This is a genomic window from uncultured Methanobrevibacter sp., assembly GCF_947170395.1.
Taxonomy (GTDB): Archaea; Methanobacteriota; Methanobacteria; order Methanobacteriales; family Methanobacteriaceae; genus Methanocatella.
This window is the reverse complement of sequence record NZ_CAMVTE010000029.1, coordinates 1-18,661: the sequence shown is the minus strand read 5'-3', so window position 1 is coordinate 18,661 and position 18,661 is coordinate 1. Positions and strand designations below refer to the sequence as shown.

Annotated in this window: 14 protein-coding genes, 1 tRNA gene and 1 pseudogene; 5 read left to right on the top strand and 11 right to left on the bottom strand. The window is 31.7% G+C overall.

Annotated features, from left to right (window positions below):
- Positions 1 to 81: 81 nt before the first annotated feature.
- The 3 genes from Q0W04_RS08260 to Q0W04_RS08250 all read right to left on the bottom strand — a co-directional run bounded on the left by Q0W04_RS08260 (position 82) and on the right by Q0W04_RS08250 (position 1,533).
- Positions 82 to 528 carry a MarR family transcriptional regulator gene (locus tag Q0W04_RS08260; RefSeq protein ID WP_298501928.1) on the bottom strand — a complete coding sequence of 149 codons (447 nt, stop codon included), beginning with the start codon at positions 526 to 528 and terminating at the stop codon, positions 82 to 84.
- 341 nt (positions 529 to 869) lie between these two features.
- On the bottom strand, positions 870 to 1,217 hold the full coding sequence (locus Q0W04_RS08255) for a DUF86 domain-containing protein (RefSeq protein WP_298501925.1): 348 nt from the start codon (positions 1,215 to 1,217) through the stop codon (positions 870 to 872).
- A complete protein-coding gene (locus Q0W04_RS08250) occupies positions 1,207 to 1,533 on the bottom strand; it encodes a nucleotidyltransferase family protein (protein ID WP_298501922.1) in 327 nt (108 codons plus the stop codon). The genes Q0W04_RS08255 and Q0W04_RS08250 overlap by 11 nt, the downstream gene beginning before the upstream one ends.
- A gap of 459 nt (positions 1,534 to 1,992) precedes the next feature.
- Here Q0W04_RS08250 and Q0W04_RS08245 point away from each other — a divergent pair.
- A tRNA-Lys gene (locus Q0W04_RS08245) sits at positions 1,993 to 2,066 on the top strand.
- A 218-nt stretch (positions 2,067 to 2,284) separates the two neighbouring features.
- Here the strand turns inward: Q0W04_RS08245 and Q0W04_RS08240 are convergent.
- Positions 2,285 to 2,491, bottom strand: coding sequence for a hypothetical protein (locus Q0W04_RS08240; protein ID WP_298501919.1), 207 nt, complete (start codon positions 2,489 to 2,491; stop codon positions 2,285 to 2,287).
- Between the two features lie 460 nt (positions 2,492 to 2,951).
- Between Q0W04_RS08240 and Q0W04_RS08235 the strand changes: the two genes are divergently transcribed.
- Complete coding sequence (locus tag Q0W04_RS08235; RefSeq protein WP_298501917.1) at positions 2,952 to 5,000, top strand: cation-translocating P-type ATPase; 2,049 nt, start codon at positions 2,952 to 2,954, stop codon at positions 4,998 to 5,000.
- Positions 5,001 to 5,452: 452 nt separating this feature from the next.
- On the opposite strand, the gene Q0W04_RS08230 is transcribed toward Q0W04_RS08235, so the two are convergent.
- Both Q0W04_RS08230 and Q0W04_RS08225 read right to left on the bottom strand, forming a co-directional pair.
- On the bottom strand, positions 5,453 to 6,148 hold the full coding sequence (locus Q0W04_RS08230; protein ID WP_298501914.1) for a type II CAAX prenyl endopeptidase Rce1 family protein: 696 nt from the start codon (positions 6,146 to 6,148) through the stop codon (positions 5,453 to 5,455).
- 84 nt (positions 6,149 to 6,232) lie between these two features.
- Positions 6,233 to 7,120, bottom strand: a complete 888-nt coding sequence (locus tag Q0W04_RS08225; RefSeq protein WP_298501912.1) for a CPBP family intramembrane glutamic endopeptidase — start codon at positions 7,118 to 7,120, stop codon at positions 6,233 to 6,235.
- A 196-nt stretch (positions 7,121 to 7,316) separates the two neighbouring features.
- Between Q0W04_RS08225 and Q0W04_RS08220 the strand changes: the two genes are divergently transcribed.
- From Q0W04_RS08220 to Q0W04_RS08210, 3 genes are all read left to right on the top strand, one after another.
- Positions 7,317 to 8,252, top strand: a complete 936-nt coding sequence (locus tag Q0W04_RS08220) for an alpha/beta hydrolase (RefSeq protein ID WP_116591776.1) — start codon at positions 7,317 to 7,319, stop codon at positions 8,250 to 8,252.
- A gap of 153 nt (positions 8,253 to 8,405) precedes the next feature.
- Positions 8,406 to 9,413, top strand: a complete 1,008-nt coding sequence (locus tag Q0W04_RS08215; protein WP_298501958.1) for a sugar phosphate nucleotidyltransferase — start codon at positions 8,406 to 8,408, stop codon at positions 9,411 to 9,413.
- A gap of 15 nt (positions 9,414 to 9,428) precedes the next feature.
- The gene (locus Q0W04_RS08210; RefSeq protein ID WP_298501906.1) at positions 9,429 to 10,178 is read left to right on the top strand and encodes a glycosyltransferase; all 750 of its coding nucleotides are present in this window, start codon (positions 9,429 to 9,431) and stop codon (positions 10,176 to 10,178) included.
- Positions 10,179 to 10,269: 91 nt separating this feature from the next.
- On the opposite strand, the gene Q0W04_RS08205 is transcribed toward Q0W04_RS08210, so the two are convergent.
- The 5 genes and pseudogenes from Q0W04_RS08205 to Q0W04_RS08185 form a co-directional block, all read right to left on the bottom strand.
- Entirely contained in the window at positions 10,270 to 12,540 is a 2,271-nt protein-coding gene (locus Q0W04_RS08205; protein ID WP_298501903.1) for an ABC transporter permease, read from the bottom strand.
- 140 nt (positions 12,541 to 12,680) lie between these two features.
- Complete coding sequence (locus Q0W04_RS08200) at positions 12,681 to 13,871, bottom strand: NAD(P)/FAD-dependent oxidoreductase (RefSeq protein ID WP_298501901.1); 1,191 nt, start codon at positions 13,869 to 13,871, stop codon at positions 12,681 to 12,683.
- A 749-nt stretch (positions 13,872 to 14,620) separates the two neighbouring features.
- Positions 14,621 to 15,811: an ATP-binding protein gene (locus Q0W04_RS08195; protein WP_298501898.1), complete on the bottom strand. Its 1,191-nt coding sequence runs from the start codon at positions 15,809 to 15,811 to the stop codon at positions 14,621 to 14,623.
- A 363-nt stretch (positions 15,812 to 16,174) separates the two neighbouring features.
- Positions 16,175 to 17,395, bottom strand: a complete 1,221-nt coding sequence (locus Q0W04_RS08190; protein WP_298501895.1) for an ATP-binding protein — start codon at positions 17,393 to 17,395, stop codon at positions 16,175 to 16,177.
- A 504-nt stretch (positions 17,396 to 17,899) separates the two neighbouring features.
- A pseudogene (locus Q0W04_RS08185) lies at positions 17,900 to 18,661 on the bottom strand (cytosine permease); the annotation flags it as partial.

Sequence of the window (18,661 nt, the reverse complement as noted above, 5' to 3'; positions counted from 1 at the left end):
ATTTTCACCTTTTAAGCAATAATATACTTAAGTATCTTAAGTATAATATTATTTTTTTGGTTCATGAATATTTAACTTTTATCAATATTCAGCTGCACCTTCACAAAAGACATATAACATTTCTTTAAATTTTATTTTGTCTTCATCACAATAATCTTTAAAAATTTCTGTTTCCCCTTCATAAATCATGTTCAACAGTAAATTGAAAATGGATTCACCCTTATCAGTTAAGTTAAGAGATTTTTTACCATGATCATCTTTTAAAAATTCTCGTTTAACATGACCACTTTTTTCCAATCTTTTAATGATTTGAGCAACATTAGCTTCTGAAACATAAAGCAGATTTGCCAATTCCTTTTGGGAAATGTTTTCGTGATAGAAAATATTGGAGAGATAAGTGAAATCCCTGGGAGTGATATCCTTGAAATTCTCTTTTAAGAAATTGTCGTGAAGAACATTAATGTAGTTAATGAAATAAAAAAAGGGAGTACTTTTCAAACGATTATCATCAAAATTTAAACTGACCATAAAATCACCACAGTAAGTAATATTATGTAGCTAAAAATTTATAAAAATATCTTCAGTTATGTAAACAATAAGTGATAGGGCAATTGAAAATATTTAATTATCATAAGTCTTAAAAAAGTAGTGTAGAGAGAAAAGGTATACAACTATCGCATGAGTTTTCATATTAACCTCTCTCCAAAATAATTTTAATTAATTAATGATTTAATTTTTAAGTTATATATAATTAATAGCTATTTAATTAATACCCACATCTACAATACTTAAGCAATGCAATAACACAGGTCATTGTTGGAAACATAATACAAAATCAAAAAAAACTGTTAAAAAAAGTAAATGGATTGTTACAAATTGATATTTTTCAACTTAACTAGCTCTTCTTTTAATTCAGGAACTTCAACTGTCAATGCATACCACATAACATCAAATTCTGCGGATTCATATTTATGAGTCATGATATTACGCATATCCTTAATACTACGCCAAGGAATATGATTATAATTTTCTTTAAAATCATCAGATAACCTATCAACATTTTCCCCAATCTGGATAATGCACATACTGCAAGATAATTGAAAGATATCATTTACAATGAATTCATCATAATTGGAATCAAATTCATTAAGAATTTTTTCAACTTTATCACAATAATCAATAATGTTATCAAGATATCCTAAATCCCTATTTCCCATAAATTAAAACCTCATCTTTGCATATTTTTTCTAAAAATTTTTTGTTATGTGAACTTGTTGTTACAACATCAACATTACATTTTAAAGATTGTTCCAAATCATGAATAAAATCAACGAAATCTATTAAACCTTTGATTTCACCTTTGTTTATTAATAAATCAACATCTGATTCATCAGTTGCTTCACCCCGTGCATAAGATCCAAACAGACTCATTCTAGAAACACCATATTTTTCTGCAATAGGTATAGTTTTTTCCTTTATTTCATCGAGAGTGTAAATCATAATAAAACCACAGATTATAACTTTTATAAACATGAAATCATTTAAAGTTCTATAATAATAAACATGAGTAAACTATAATTCATTGAACATATTTGAAACAAATATTTGATTTAAATTAAAGAAACTCTAAAAATATCCCAGCTAAACTTGTTATGTATATTTATCTTTTAATAATATATAATTACTTCCACAAAAGATTATGAAAAATATTAGAAATCCAAATATATACTATAATCCAAAAACTCTTTGGAAACATAATACTCTTTTTAATTCCAACGCACAATTAACAAGTGAATGAAATATTTAATTATTTTAAATTTCAAAAAGTAGTGTAGAGAGAACAAAAGTTATACAACTATCACATGAGTTTTCATATTCTTCCTCTCCAAATAATTTTATTAGTTAATTAATATTTTAAATTTCAAGTTATACATTTAAATATGATAGATGATATAATAATTAATATTGTATTTTTATAAAATTTTTTCAATGGGGCCCGTAGCTCAGTCTGGTAGAGCGCTTGGCTCTTAACCTTGTTGTCGCGGGTTCAATCCCCGTCGGGCCCATTTTTTTATTTTTAAAAACTTCGGTTTGATGAATTAAATTAAACTTATATAATTTTAATGAATCTGTTATTTTTCTAGTTTAATTTATCAATTTATATGATCAATAAGAAAAGAAATAATCTTTCAATGAACCAATAAACTTAAGAGATTTAATGATTTTTAATTTCTATAACTTAAACAAAAAAAACAACGCTTCACCATTGGCAAAGCGATAAGATTCAGCTAAACCAATCATACTTTTTACCGACATAATATATCACTGCTGCAATTGCAATAAGGGTAATGATATCTATTATGAGGGATTCAATTGATATAGTGCCTGTTGATGGTTCTGCAATCATTAGACCCTCCAGCATGACTGCAAAAAGGTTATTTACAGAGTGCATTGCAGATGACACTTCCAAACCATTTGATTTCCATGCCAAAAATCCATATCAAGACCGCTCAATAATATTACAATCTGTCCGCTGGAATTGTATCCATGGACTAGTGTGAAGGCTATTGCCTGGATAATCAAAGCCAGAACAGGTATGTTGAACCATGACCCGAATGTCTACATTAACAACAATGATTTTTTCAATATTGGATTCCAATATCGGAAGAGATTTATTTTTGGAATTAATGTTGATATTCAATTAGTAATACATAGTATATAAATGAACTCAAAAAAAGTAATACTTTTATATACTTCCAACTCCAAAATTATAATTAGTAATACTGAGTATATAAATGAACTCAAAAAAAGTAATACTTTTTGGCTGTTTGGTAGTTACTGAATTTAATTTTTAAGACATTACAAAATTTTGGGATACTCTTGAAAAAATTTTTGAGTAATACTTAGTATTTAAATGAATTCAAAAAAAGTAATACTTTGAGATGTTTTATATGATTGATGAAATAACCGATTTCCTATTCGGATTAAAAATGACTATTATTTCTGGTATATTCCTATTGATAACAGTTATTTTCATGATATTCGGAATTGATGTTCCAATTTATATAAACCCAGCATGGGGGACAGTAATTATAAGTGGCATCCCAATGCTGCTTCTGGCAATGACAAGACTGATTCGTGAAAAATGGATTTCATCTGCGCTTTTGATTGCAATAGCAATGGTGGCATCACTCATGATTGGTGAAATATTCGCAGCAGGTGAAGTTGCATGGATTATGGCATTAGGAGCACTCTTAGAAGACTGGACAGTCGAAAGAGCGAAAAAAGGCTTAAGAAATTTAATTAATTTAACTCCACAAACCGGAAGAAGAATAACCGATGGAACTGAAGAAGTAATTCCAGTAGATGAAATAAGACTCGGCGATACATTAAGAATTCTTCCAGGTGAAAGCGTACCGGTAGATGGTGAAATCATAAAAGGCACTTCATCACTTGACCAGTCAATCATGACTGGAGAATCACTTCCAGTCGATAAGAAAGTCGGCGATGAAGTATTCTGCGGCACCATGAATCTCTATGGCACCATAGACATTAAGGCAACAAGTTTAGGTGAAAATTCATCACTTCAAAAACTGATCGATCTTGTAAAAGCCGCTGATGAAAAGCAGGCCCCAACACAAAGGATAGCTGATAAATGGGCGACATGGCTGGTTCCTGTTGCACTTGCAATTGCAATTGCAGCATGGATCGTAACAGGAAACCTCGAAAGAGGAGTTACTGTTCTTGTTGTATTCTGTCCATGCGCATTGATTCTGGCAACACCAACTGCAATCATGGCATCTATCGGTCAGGCCACAAAATATGGGGTGCTCATCAAATCCGGTGAAGCACTGGAAACATTGGGTGGTTTAAATACTCTGGTATTCGATAAGACCGGTACTTTAACTTACGGTAATTTAGAAGTTTCTGATGTTATCTCCCTTAGGGATGATTTGCCTAGTGAGGAACTGCTTAAAATTGTTGCCTCTTGTGAGAAACTAAGTGAACATCCTTTAGCCAAAGCGATTGTTAAAAATGCAAAAGAAGCTCAGATTGATATTGAAGAACCACAGGACTTTAAAATGTATCCCGGAAAGGGCGTTACATGTACAAATTCTTATGGTAAGGTATATGCAGGAAACTCCAAATTTCTATCAGAATATAATATTGATGTTGATGTTGATTATCAATTGGATAAAATGAAACATGAAGGAAAAGCTTCAATAATAGTTGCATTGAACGGTGAGGTTATCGGATTAATCGGTTTGTCTGATGTGATTCGTGAAGATTCCAAAGACATGATTGAAAAATTGCATGACCTTGGAACCGAAACCATATTGCTTACTGGAGATAACTCAGAAACTGCTAATTACTTTGCTGGCCAGGTAGGAATCGGTAAAGTATTTGGCAATTTACTTCCTGAAGAAAAACTTTCATGGATTGAAAAACTCAAAAGTGAAGGCAAAAAGGTATGTATGATTGGAGATGGTGTGAATGATGCACCGGCACTTAAAACAGCTGATGTCAGCGTGGCCATGGGATCAGTTGGAAGTGATGTTGCAATCGAAGCTGCAGACATTGCACTTCTAGGAGATGACATAGGTAAGATACCATATCTTAAAAAACTGTCTAATTCCACATTGTTTACAATCAAAGCGAATATTGCAATGTCAATGGCAATCAATGCAGCAGCTATCGTCTGCTCTGTATTGGGTCTTTTAAATCCAGTAACTGGAGCAATTGTTCACAATGCAGGATCATGTTTAGTGGTTCTAAATGCTGCACTGCTCTATGACAGGCATTTCGATGATTCAATTAAAAAAATCGATACTGCACATACTGAACATTCACATTATCACTTCCACAATGACGGCGAACATACTCACTCCCACGAAGGTGTTAAAATCATTGACGAAATCATTACAGATAATGGAATTAAACATATGCATGCTCACAAACACCCAATAACAAGACAAAGTTGTGAACTTCATCACAACTAACTTTTTCTTTTTAAGATTATTAACATCACCCATTTGAAATTCGAAGATTAGTTTGAAAAGGCTCATGATATAGCAAAGTTGAATTATATTTGATCTTCTATATCATTAGTGTTAATGTCAAAAACACATCAGCAAATCAAAGTTTCGAGAATAAGTTTCGTTTTATACGAATGAAAATCTTTAATTATTATAAGTTCAAAAAAAAGTAGTGTAGAGAGACCATAAGTATGACAACTATCACATGCCCTTTCATATCTTGTCCTCTCCAATAATTTTATTAGTTAATTAATTATTTCGTTTTTAAATTATATATAATTAATAGCTACTTTTTTCTTTTAATTTAATGAGAACATTGACATTAACTTGATTCTCTTGGACTGGAAATCTGATTTTCAAAGGTTATATTAATAGTTTTTATGATTACTAATCGCCATATTCAGAAAAATAATGTTTTAACCGCCAATTCCAAGCAACATCAACATGAAAATAAACTCGTCCGTTAACAAATGACAAAGGAATGAAACCAGGACGTTTTTAGTTTTAATGTATCCGTAAAACTCAAATATTGATCCAAAGCCCTGTATAAAGAGTGCAAATATGAACATAATAGGGTTAAATGCGTGCATTGATGCAAACATTATCATTATTAAAGCGACGGAAATGATTACGGATAATTTACGGTTATTTGAGTATTTGTAAATCACTCTCAAGAGGAACATGAATGGAATGAATTTAATGAACTCTTCACCCAATACATTAAATACTGTTATAACCGGTATCATGGCCCCTACAGATGTTGGGTCTACGGTTCCGCTGCTTACTATCCCAATTTGCTCCAAGACCATTCCAATAGCCAATGAATATATCATATATCCTGCAAAAAGAGCCACTACAAGAAGCAGATCCCTGCGGGAAGGCTTTCTGAATATCGCTTTATAATCCCATTTTAAAAAATACAATACCGGAACAATTAACACTATACAGCCCATTAATGCAAAATGAAGCTTATCAGATACTGCCAGGAAAAATCCCATAAACCATACAATAAATAAAACAACCCAACCCCATTTGGGGATGTGAGGATTCTTATTGTAAAACGGGAAATCAAAATCCCCATCTTCAAATTTAAACCTATCTAATGCTGTCATATTATTAAATATTGTTTAATAGATATTTATTATTATTGAAATTTTTTTAACATTTCAAGAATTCAATAAATAAAAAAAGATTATTCATAAATTGAATAATCCTTCATTTTGAGCGTTTTCCGGGATTTCGCCAAACCAGTCAGTTTTCTTTCCAACGTAATACATTATAACGTATAGAATTATTAAAAAGACAATTGATGTTGCAACATCCCATAATTGCGGAGTGGAATTTGATGCCTGCAGCCCAAGCATGACGAACAAGCCAACAGCAAAATTATTCGCAACATGAAGAGCGGAACTTACTTCTATACCATTTGTCTTCCATGCAAAAAATCCAAAACCAATACCTGAAACAAATGTTTCAAAAATTCCTATGGAGTTATATCCATGGCCCAGTGCAAATATTATGGCTTGAAGAACCAGCACTAAAACAGGTATTCTAAACCATGAGCCCAATGTTTGCATAAAAAATCCACGGAATACATACTCCTCTGCAATGGATTGGAGAGGTACAGAAATCAGGATTACAAGAAGAAATGCTAATGAGAAACTATATGTGCCTTCAGGTCCTCTAATAGCGGTGTCTATTGCCATAAATATTATATACAATATTACCGGAATTACCAATGCCTTGAAAAAGAGCTTGAAATTCCATCCTCCGCGTGAAGAGGAATAGGAAGAAAACGGCCTGTCATTAACAATTTTTGATGCAATATATAATGACGGGATAAATATAATAATAAGCAAATCAGTAAACAATATCGCCATTGGAGATGTTAATGCTTCATATCCTCCACTGAAAACGGATTTAACAAATTCAGGCCCCACTGTTATGTAAAAAACCGCTACTATAGCTACCATGAGTATGGACAAAATTATTAAACTCAATATAAAAACAAGTATCGGTTTGTACCATCTGTAGTTCTCAAATGTTCTTGGAAACGTGATATAATCAGATATTTTATCATTCATAGTCATGATTATAAGTTTCTGATTACTCATATATTAGCATTAACATTTATTCCGCCTTAATGAAGTAAATTTCTTACATGGAATAGATTTCAGGTTAAAAAAAGTAATCATTGAAAACATTTAATTATAAAATATTTTAAAAAGAATAACCGTAGAGAGAAATCCAAAAAGATTGACCTTGAACAGGTGTATGAGAATGAAACTTGAAAATTGCCAATACAAGACATCTGACAACAGCATAATCAACTATTATGAAGCTGACAGCAGCAACCCCATACTTTTGATAATTCATGCCCAAAGTGCAAACTCAAGCAGCTATTCCGATGTAATCAAGGAACTGTCAAAAAGATTCCATCTGATTCTGATTGATTGCTATGGCCACGGAAAAAGCTCCCACAACAGGGAAAAATACAATATAGTAAGCCAGGGCGATGATTTGATTGAATTTATAAAATGCAAAACTGATGAAAAGATATCCATATTGGGCCATTCCTCAGGAGGCCTCATTGCCTGCTATATCGCTTCAAAATCAGATCTCTGCGATAATCTTATACTGGAAGACCCTCCGATCTTTTCATGTGCAGGGGAAAAAAGGTTCAAGTACTACAACTACAACGACCTTTCAACGGTCTGCCACAACTTCATCAATCAGGATGAAGAGAAAGATTTTGTGTACTATTACTTCATGAACCAGTACATGTGGAACTTCTTTCCCGAAAATTCAAGGGAAAAAATCAGAAGCAAATCCGGAAAATCCGCACTGAAATACAGAAAAAAACATCCCGACAAACCTCTGAAAATAAGATTCTGGCCAAAAAAATTCCTAGAGGCATTCAATGGAATGGAGGAGTATGACCCTTACTTTGGAGAGAATTTCTACAACGACGCATTCAACTGCAACATCGACTACAACAGACTTCTTTCACAAATAAGCTGCAAAACCCTATTCATGAAGGCAAATACCGAAATTGGAGATGACAGCATCATTATGGGTGCCCTGACCGATGAAGACCTTCAGCAGGTAACAGACCTAATCAATGATATAACTGTGGAATATTTTGACTGTGGACATGGAATCCACAATGAAAAGAAAAAGGAGTTTGTAAAAAGCGTGATTGAAACCTTAAAATGAATGAATAGATTAAATTAATTCTAAAAAAAGTAGTGTAGAGAGACCATAAGTATGACAACTATCACATGAGTTTTCATATAATCATGATTTAGAAGAAAAATTAAAATATCATATGATTAATATTTAATTAATAAGATATAACCAAAAGGAGATATTATGGAAACTGTTGGAATGATTTTATGCGGAGGATTGGGAAAACGTTTAAGGCCAGTTACAGAAACAGTACCAAAACCCTTAATTGAAATTAAGGATGATTATACAATTCTAGACAAACAGTTATTCGATTTTAAAAATGCCGGTGTTGATGAAGTATATCTTCTTACAGGATTTTTACATGAGAAAATTAAAGAAAGATATGGTGATGAATACAACGGAGTAAAAATCCATTATGTAATTGAAGATGAACCATTGGGCACATTAAATGCAATTCGCTTAGGAATGGAAGCAATTAACGGAGATAAACAATGCATTATACGCAATGGAGATATTGTTTCTGATGTTAATATAAAAGCAATGATTGAATATGGGGTTAAATCATCACTGCCGGCAATCATGTTTGTCACACAAATGCAATCTCCATATGGTATTGTTGAAATGAATGGTGACCGTTTAGTTTCCTTTAAGGAAAAACCTATTCTTGAAGATTATTACATTAATGGAGGAATTTATTTCACAAAATCTAAAATAGATTTTGGTGAGTTTAAGACTGGAGACATAGAAAAAATTTATTTCCCAACTATTGCAAAAGAAAATAATTTGGGCTATTTTAAAGAAAATGGAATCTATTGGATTGCAGTAGATACTTATAAAGAATTAGAAGCTGTAAAAAAGGAATATGAAAATAAAACAGATAAACCTTGGGGATATGAAAAAATTTTAATCCTAACTGAAATGTATTCGACAAAAGAGTTATACATCAAGGAAGGATTTAGAACATCTCTTCATTACCATATTGAAAAGGATGAAACAATGTACATCCTATCTGGGTCAGGTTATATTGAATTTGAAGACAAAAAGGAATATTTCTCAAAAAATGATAGCATCCGCATTCAACCTGGTGTTGTGCATTCAATTGTTGCAACCGAAAATACATTGTTGCACGAAGTTTCAACACCTTATTTAGAGGATACAGTCTGCATTGAAGATTATTATGTTAGATAAAGGAATATGATTAATATGTCTGAGGTTTTGAAAAACGGAATCAGCATGGTATTGCTTTCCTACGAGGAAGAAGAAAACTTACGTGTGCTTCTGCCGCAGATTAAAGAAAAACTGGAGGAATGCGGGGAACCCTACGAGATTATTGTTGTGGATTCCATGGAACCGTTGGACAACACCAGAGATGTTTGCGAAGAAAACTGTGCACGCTATGTGAATCAAGAAGCCACAGGCTTTGGCGATGCATTTCATACAGGCATCCGTTTTGCACAGTATCAGAAATTTTTTATTATGGACAGTGACGGATCACACAATCCGAAATATATTCCCGGCATTTATCATATCTTTATGAGTGAGCATGCAGATGTGGCAATCGGTTCCCGTTATACGGAAGGTGGAGTGAGTAATGACTCCCTCATTTCACAGATTATTTCTCGTTTTCTCAATAAGGTATATGGCATTGTGCTGGGAATTCCTGCAAAAGATTTAACTACTGATTTTCGTCTGTATCATACTTGCAGGCTAAAAGAAGTGGAACCGGAGCTGACCAACAAGCATTTTGATATTGTGGTAGAAGTGCTTTTGAAATTGAAAATTAAAAAATCCGCTAGAAAAAAAAAGATTAAAGTAGTGGAAACTCCAATTATTTTTGATGAACGGATGTTCGGCGAATCCAAGCGTCTTCTTTTTGCCTTTTTCATTGCATATACAACTAGCATATTGCACTTAAGTGGATTGCGCCTGAAGGCTGCATTTAAAAGGAAGTAATTACATTAAATTAGTGATATCACATCATCTATTGATTCTGTGAAATTAATCCAGATACTGCATCTGTTAAAACTAAATTTACACCATTCAGTCACTCAAGAATTTTAGATTCTTCAACTATATCCAATTTCTTGATTTTGTAGAAAAATATAAAGATTACGATTATTGAGACTGCAAAAATAATTATGCAGGTTGAAATCAAGTTTGCAGATGATAATGTAGCTACTTGATAAAATCTTTTGCTTGATGACGCCCACATTATTGTTTGAATATAATAACCTAAAGGAATGCCAAGCAAGATGCCTAGACTTATAAAAAATAGGCTCTGGATTGCCAACAGTTTTGTCACTGCCCAATTGCTAAAGCCCAAAATCTTAAGAATTGTGATGTCATATTCCATTTCGAGAAATGTCAATGCAAGCAAATTATATGTAACGACAACTGCCAAAACAATGGCGAAAAACATCAATATGGAAACCAAAATCAATACGCTTTGATAAAGTTCATTCCAGTTGTCCTTCATATCTTCAAGACTGTATACTGCTTTGATTCCATCATATTCTCCATCCACATGTTCGGAGGTTATGATACTTGTTGGCGTGAAATTCAATCCCAATTCATCCAATTTACTGGCCGAAATGATTAATCCCTGAGAAGAAGGATCAGCATGTATTTTGTCAATCTTTACATTAACCCAATTGTCCGAACCCTTGATGTGCCACTTGAGAGTATCCCCAACACGTATATCCAGCGAATCAGCAATTTTCTTTGAAACAGAAATATCTCCATCATTGATTTTTATTTTTTCATGATTGTCATCCGTTGGAGTAATCAAATCCGTTTCATTTAAAACAAGAAGCGTTCCCGAAGTTTTTGCATTGGCAGATTCCATGTCAATGTATGATTCCATCAGCTTGTCACCATTGACCTTTCGTGCAACATTATCAATTTGAGACAATCCTACATCCTTGTCGATAACCAATTTTGATTCAAAATGATTGATTTCATTGAAGTACCAATCCTGTGAATCTTTTATTCCATCATTCAATCCAAATGCCGAAATCAGGAGTGCAGTACATCCAACCACCCCCAAAAATGTCATCAATGCTCTGAACTTATGTCTTTTTGAATCCCTATAATTCCAACGGATGTTGAATGGAACACTATTCCAGATTCTGAATCTTTCAACGAAAGTTGAAGTTGATGCTTTTGGCACATCAGGCCGTATCATGCTTGAAGGAGGCTCATGAATTATATTTTTAATTGCAAAATATGAAACTAAAATTGACATCAATATGCTTATAACAACTATGTGGATGAAGTTCATGAAACCTGCAGGATTGAGATAAGGCAATCTATACGTATCATACACTGCAACATATGATATTTTAGGCAATATGATAGGTCCTAAAATCAAAGCAAGTATTGATGCTACAGAAACTGTTAATACACCATAAGAAAGATAATGTATAATAAGGGCGCCGTTTCCAAATCCGTTGGCCTTCAGGATACCTATTTGGGTTCTCTGATGTGAAATCATCCTTTTGATTGTTGATAAAAGAATCAGCAGAGAAACCAGAATGAACACAAATGGGAAAATATCTGCAGCCATTTTATGCTGGCTGATTTCATTGTCAAATTCACTTACACTTGGATGTTCGGATTTCTGCAGGAATAAATTGTAATATCCATCCAGACGATATTCCAGCAGCTTATCATAAGTTTCAGGATTCCCCTCAAATTTAACATTCAAAACATTGTAAGGTACAGAATCTGATGGAAAAGCCTTATGAGACATATAGGCAAAGCCATGTGTGGAAAAATTCTGTTTTATCAAATGACTAGGCAAATTGAAAACATATTCCGGAGAGTAACCCAATCCCCTAATTTCCTTTTCGATTTGAATGCCCTCACAGTTGAATGTGATATTATCTCCCACTGCCAGATTTCTCGCATCAGCAAAATCCTTATCCAACCAGACGCCATCCGAATCGTTAATGTTTAGATTTTCCCCTTCAATCAAATAAAATTTGGACATTGTATTGTTTTCAACAAAATGCAGCGTGATGTCCGGATTGTCATCAAGTTCTGCCAGCGAATCCAAAACCAGCTGTCTTTCCATTTGGGTGGTTGGCCCAAGCATATATACCTGTTCTAGAAAAAGTTCATTGAGATATGGTGAATAAATCCAACCGTCCGCAATATTGGTTTCATCATAATAATTATCAATGCTTGATTCAAGACCCATTTCTTCCGCATTAATCCCTGAAAATAGAAATACTCCCAAAAATGCCAATAAAAAGATTGAAATGAATTGAAATTTGTAATCGGAAATGTCCCTCAACATCTTTTTAAAAAGCATGATCCCACCATTTTAAATCTCTATGAACTTCTTTGGAAACTCATTAACTGTTATTCTTTCACCATTATCATTTTTTATTCTGATAACTGTAATTCAGGAATGTCTTGAAATCGAATACATAATAACTCCATTAATTTCACTTAAAATCCAAATATATTCATTATTTTTTTGAAAAGAAATTTTGGAGTAATTTTAAATATTAAACCTCTTTTTATAAATTCTTTTACAACTTTTGACTGATTGTCCATGTCCCCATACTCGGAAATAATATTTTCACAATCACTTTCTTTCGCTTTTTCAAAAATATAATCTAAATCGTTATCATTAAATAAATTTAAAGTTTTATGTACTTTAAATTGATAGCTAAATTCCTTTGAATATTTTTTATTAAATTCTTTTTGATATCCTTTCAACAATTCCATATTATCCTTTTTTATTGCATCAGTAATGTATTTGCTAGCTATTTTACAGCAATCGAATGCTATCAATAATCCTCCACCTGTGGTGGGTTTAATTTGTGATGCAGCATCCCCTATTAGTATTGCTCTTTTTTTAACCAATTGATTTTTGTTATTGGAAATAGGAATGAACCCTTTATATTTTTCAATTATTTCATATTCAAAATTTTCATTCAAGAAGTCTGTTATAATTGTGTTTTGCTGTCTGTGGGAATCATTGGAAAACAATCCAACTCTACAAGTATTGTTTTGAAGAGGAATAATCCATAGAAAACCGGGTACGATATCTTCATAAAAACACACATCGACATAATCAACTGATTTTCTATTTGATTTTCTAAAATTGTCCATATCTTCATCATTTATTGAAACAAGAATTTGGGATGCATTGAAATTCTGCTGCATATTTCCAATAGTTTTAGATACAGTGGAATTGGACCCATCACATCCAATAATGACTTTTGAGGTTATGGATTGTTCATCTGAAAAATAAGTTATCCCCTTTTCAATATCAACATCAATAACTTTTTTATTGATTAGTCTAACGCCATTTTGAATTGCACGATTTGATAAAAATTGGTCATAACCCACCCTATCAATTACATAAGCTACACTTTCATCTGTCCCGACATTTAAAATATGGTTTTTGGAATGGAGAAATGCTCCATTAATTGTGTTTATTATTATTTCATCAGGCAGTTCATTATATTCAAAAATATGTTTGCTTAAAATTCCTGCACATTGTAACGGATATCCTATATGTGTTTTCTTTTCAACCATCACTACATTTAAATCGTTTTGTGCAAGGTAAAATGCTATCGTTGAACCAACAGGTCCTGCACCAACGATAACAACATCATAATCATAATTCATTCAAATCCCTATTTTTTAAATTTATCAAAATTCATTAATGTCTTTGAGATGTAGAATCCTATTTCTTTAATATAATCATGATTTATATAGGATTCAAATATTAGGGTTCCCATCATTTATTAAATAATTATTTATATATTAGAATTTACTTTTAAATAAAGTTTGGCTTTTAGAAATGCTCATTTTAATTGATTTGAGTTAATCAGCAAATTTTATATATAATAGTTCAATTAACTTCCGCCAACTTTTAAGAAATTGGGAATTCTCGATATTTAACATCCTCTTGTGAGCGAAATGTTATTTTCGAGCAGATACCATGCACCTCATGCCATGACAATTCCAATTGGAAATTGTCTTTATTACTTCCTCTATGGTAGCAGGTACTAAAAAATTAAACATATAGAAAAAAAACAACTGAAAAGATAAATAATTGGATAATTAGTAGTCCGAACGGAGTCGAACCGCTGTCTTTGGGTCCAGGGCTCAAGGATTGCCACTACCCTACGGGACTATAGGATTATTTTTAAAATCATCATATAAATAGCAGTGAAAAGAGAAAAGCAGTACAAAAATATCATTAGTTTTCATACAAGTCCCTCCAAAACTATAGTTAGTTAATATTTTAAATTTCAAGTTATATCTAATTAATAGCTATTTTTTCTTTTCATTTAACAGTTGGTTTTTACATTAACTGTAGGGCTTCGAATTGGATTCTTATTTTCAAGATATGGACTTCATTTAAAGTAAGTTTACACATTTCTGTAGGGATAAATTCCTTTTTCCTTAAATTCTAATTCCAACCATCTTTTAAGGATAGGCTCAGTTACTTCGTATACTCCATTATTTAGACGTATTAATCCTTGATTTTGAAGATTGTTTAAATAATTGCTTAGTGACCCTGTTGATATTCCAAATTCATTTGCTATATCTATTCTCCTTAGTGGTTTTTCAAGTAGAATTATGATTATTGTTTGTTCTCTAAAAGATAATCTTGTCCATATATTTATTAAATGAGAACATATGGCTCGGATTTTCTTATCAAAATACAATTTTATTGCATCATCATCCAGTTGCTCATTGACTGGTAGCAGTGATGCAAATATATTGACATATGATGGAACTCCAGAAGTACATCTGTAAAATCTATCAAAGCCATCATCAGTGAATAGAATATATGGTGTTTTTTCAGCAAGATAATTTCTAACAGTTTCTTTTTCAAAGGGATTTATGTTTATTGAAATCATTCTTCCGCCAAATGCTCCATTTTGACTTGCAATTTCAGATATTAATTTGTCTTGTAGGCTCATTGATCCTGAAAATATGTATGCTATGTTTCTTTGGTTTTGAATGTAGCTTCTCATTTTCCATAAAAATGATTCTTTGTAATTGTTGAGTTCTTTGATAATTTGAAATTCATCAATGAATATTAAAACACCTTTGATTTTGTCTTGGTTTTCATTATATATTTTTTCAGGTAAATTCAATGTGAAATCTATAAGTTTTTCTTCATTTGTTTCTTTTGAAAAAATTGGTATAGGTATTTTATCAAGTTGGATGAAGTCTCTGATTTTAAAATCATTAGCTTTGAAATATTTTTCTATTTGCTTGTCTAATGTGTTTAATCCTTTATTTTTTGATTCAAGAATTAATTCTCTGAAGAAATGTTCCATCAATCCTATTATGTTCATTTGATTTTTTTGATAACATTTGGATTTTGAAAAATCCATGTATACTACCAGATATTCATCATCCAGTTCCCGTTTTAGTTTTTTAAGAAAAACAGTTTTGCCAACCCCTCTTATACCAGTTAACAATAAATCTGGAGCATGGCCCTGACTAGTTGAATGCAAGATATTTTTGATGTTTATTAGTTCACTTTCCCTATTGTAAAATTCTTCATCAGTTAAATTTTGGTTATTTCCCCAAGGCAAATCTGTCATTACTTACCACCCTCCAAAAAATGTATTATAAAATATAGTATATTTTTAATATAATATAAACTTTAGTATGTATTATAAAATATAGTAGATATAACATGTACTAAAAAATTTAGTACATATATCAAAAACAGAACTGAAAATATTTAATTAGCATAAGTGTTAAAAAAAAGTAGTGTAGAGAGGTAAGTGATACAACTATCGCATGAGTATTCATAAAATAACCTCAAATTGTTTTAATTAATATTATTTTACTTTTTAAGTTATATATAACTAGTTATTACAGTTACATTTCTCAATAACTTAACCCTCTCCTTATGTTAAACGATGTTATATTTCCAATATTAAATTTTAATAATTTATAGTTTAATCCCACCAATCTCCAGTCAAGAAGTTAATTATGTGTTTTTTCTCAATTCCTTCGTAATCGTATTCATTATCATCTTTTGTAATTAAATATTTAGGATAATTATCATTAATTTTTAGTAATGGACCAAATTCCCTATCACGAGTACTTTCCTGATTAACCTCGTAGGAAACCTGGAAATATCTTTTTAATCCATTTTTTTTAGCTACAAAATCTATTTCTTTTTTGCCCACATTACCTATGGTTACTTCATATCCTCTTCTGATAAGTTCCATATACACTATATTTTCAAGGATTAATTGTGCATCTCTTTTGTTATGGCCATAGATTGCTTGTCTAAATCCATGATCTGTTAAATAGAATTTTTCGTTAGTTTTTAATATGCCTTTGCCCATGATATTTTCTCTGCGCACTCTGTTGATAAAACATGCATTTTCAAAATAGGTTAAGTAATTATATATGGTTTCACGTTTGGAATGCCTTTTGGCTCGTGTTTTAAGATAATCTGAGACACTTTTAGCTGAGAAATGATGTCCGACATTCATTATCACAAATCTTATTAATTTATCCATTAAATCAATTCTGCTTACATTTGCCCGTTTGAGCACATCCTCATAGACTATTGAATTGTAGACATCATGCAAGTATCTTTTTTTCTGGTTATCCTGATTTTCAATTACATCATGTATAAATGGCATTCCTCCCCATTTCAGATAATCATCAAAAAGTTTATTTAATTCAATTGTGTTTCCTTTTTGTTCATTGATTTCTATTACCTCTTTAAATGAGAACGGATAAATGTCAAATGCCATGTAACGTCCTGTGAGGAATGTTGCAAGCTCTCCGGATAACAGTTTAGCATTAGACCCAGTAACATATATGTCTACATCAAAATCGACGATGAATCCTGATAAACTTCTTTCCCACCCTTCAACGTTTTGAATTTCATCAAAAAATAAATAATATTTTTCATCGGGATTTTTTATGAAATTGGAAACATATTCAGTTAAATCATCTTTATCAGAAATATCCTGATAGTGCATGGAATCAAAATTGATTTCTAGAATATTCTCCTCTGAAATTCCCATTTCAATCAGTTCATCTTTAATTTGTTTTAGTAATGTAGATTTGCCACAACGTCTAATACCTGTTAAAACTTTAATTATTTTTTTCCCAATTAATGGACGTATTTCTTCAAGATATTGTTCTCTTTTAATCATTGGCATCACTTGTTATATTATATGATTTAATTAATATAAATTTTTTACTATTGAAAGTATCTTTTTTTAAAAAAAATATAAAATCTACTTTGCAAAGTAGTTTTTTTCAATGTGAAGACAATATTTACTTTAGAGTGTATTTTTTTAGAAGGTAAAAAATATTTTTAGATTATCATAATGACACTGTAATTCTCATAATAACCATTCATAATATTTGAATGGCAATAGAAAATATTTAATTAGCATAATTGTTAAAAAAAGTAGTGTAGAGAAGTGAGTGAACAACTATCGCATGAGTATTCATATAACTCCCTCCAAATCAATAATATCATTTTAATAGCTATTTTTAATTTTAATATTATGCTTCGTAATTTATTTTTTTAATATTCAATTAACCATGCAGTTAACATCTAATATGCAAATCACAACAATACCTAACAGATTCATATATCCTAATCATTGTTAAATGTCAATGATAATAACTTGACTGAAAAAACCTCTCCGTTAAAATATATTTACTTCTTTTTTTACAAATTTCCCAACATATGTCAATAATGCTGATACGATGATAGCAAGAAGTGTGGGACCTAGAAATACAGAATCCTGATATATTGCCAATTGGTATGTGATAAAACCAACAAGCCATGCAAACATATTCCATTTTGAAATTCCTTCATTATCCCTATCAAAATAGAATGAAACCGATAAGACCGCCGCCATTGGAGCGAATACTGAAGCAATAAGATAAAGAAAACTAATATAATGACCCATAATGCCTAAAATTGCTATAATCGCACTTATAAAACTTACGATTGCTCCTACGATTTTTGGGTTGAGCTTATGGAAAATAGCTTTGGCGGATTCCCCTGCGGAATTGGCCGCAAGAAAGTTAGTTGTAACAGTTGAAAGAACCATAATTATAACTCCTGGAATTCCAAGATTTGCAAGAAGAATTGCCTGTGCAACATTATTCAAACCCATGCCCGCAATTTCTATTCCAATAAAATACATCCAAAGACTAGCTATGGTATATGCAGCAGCAGAAACTGCAGTGGCATTAACTGGTTTTTCAACATCCTTTGTGTAGTCTGAAATAACTGGCAGCCATGAAATTGGCATAGCAATTGAAATTTCAAAAATATTCCAGAAGTCAAGAGCTTTAGAATTAGCTAAAACACTCTGATTGGCATTGCCGAGTGATATCATTCCTGATGCATCAAATCCATATAATCTGACAGTCAATATTGCAAGCAGTATTGTAAGAAC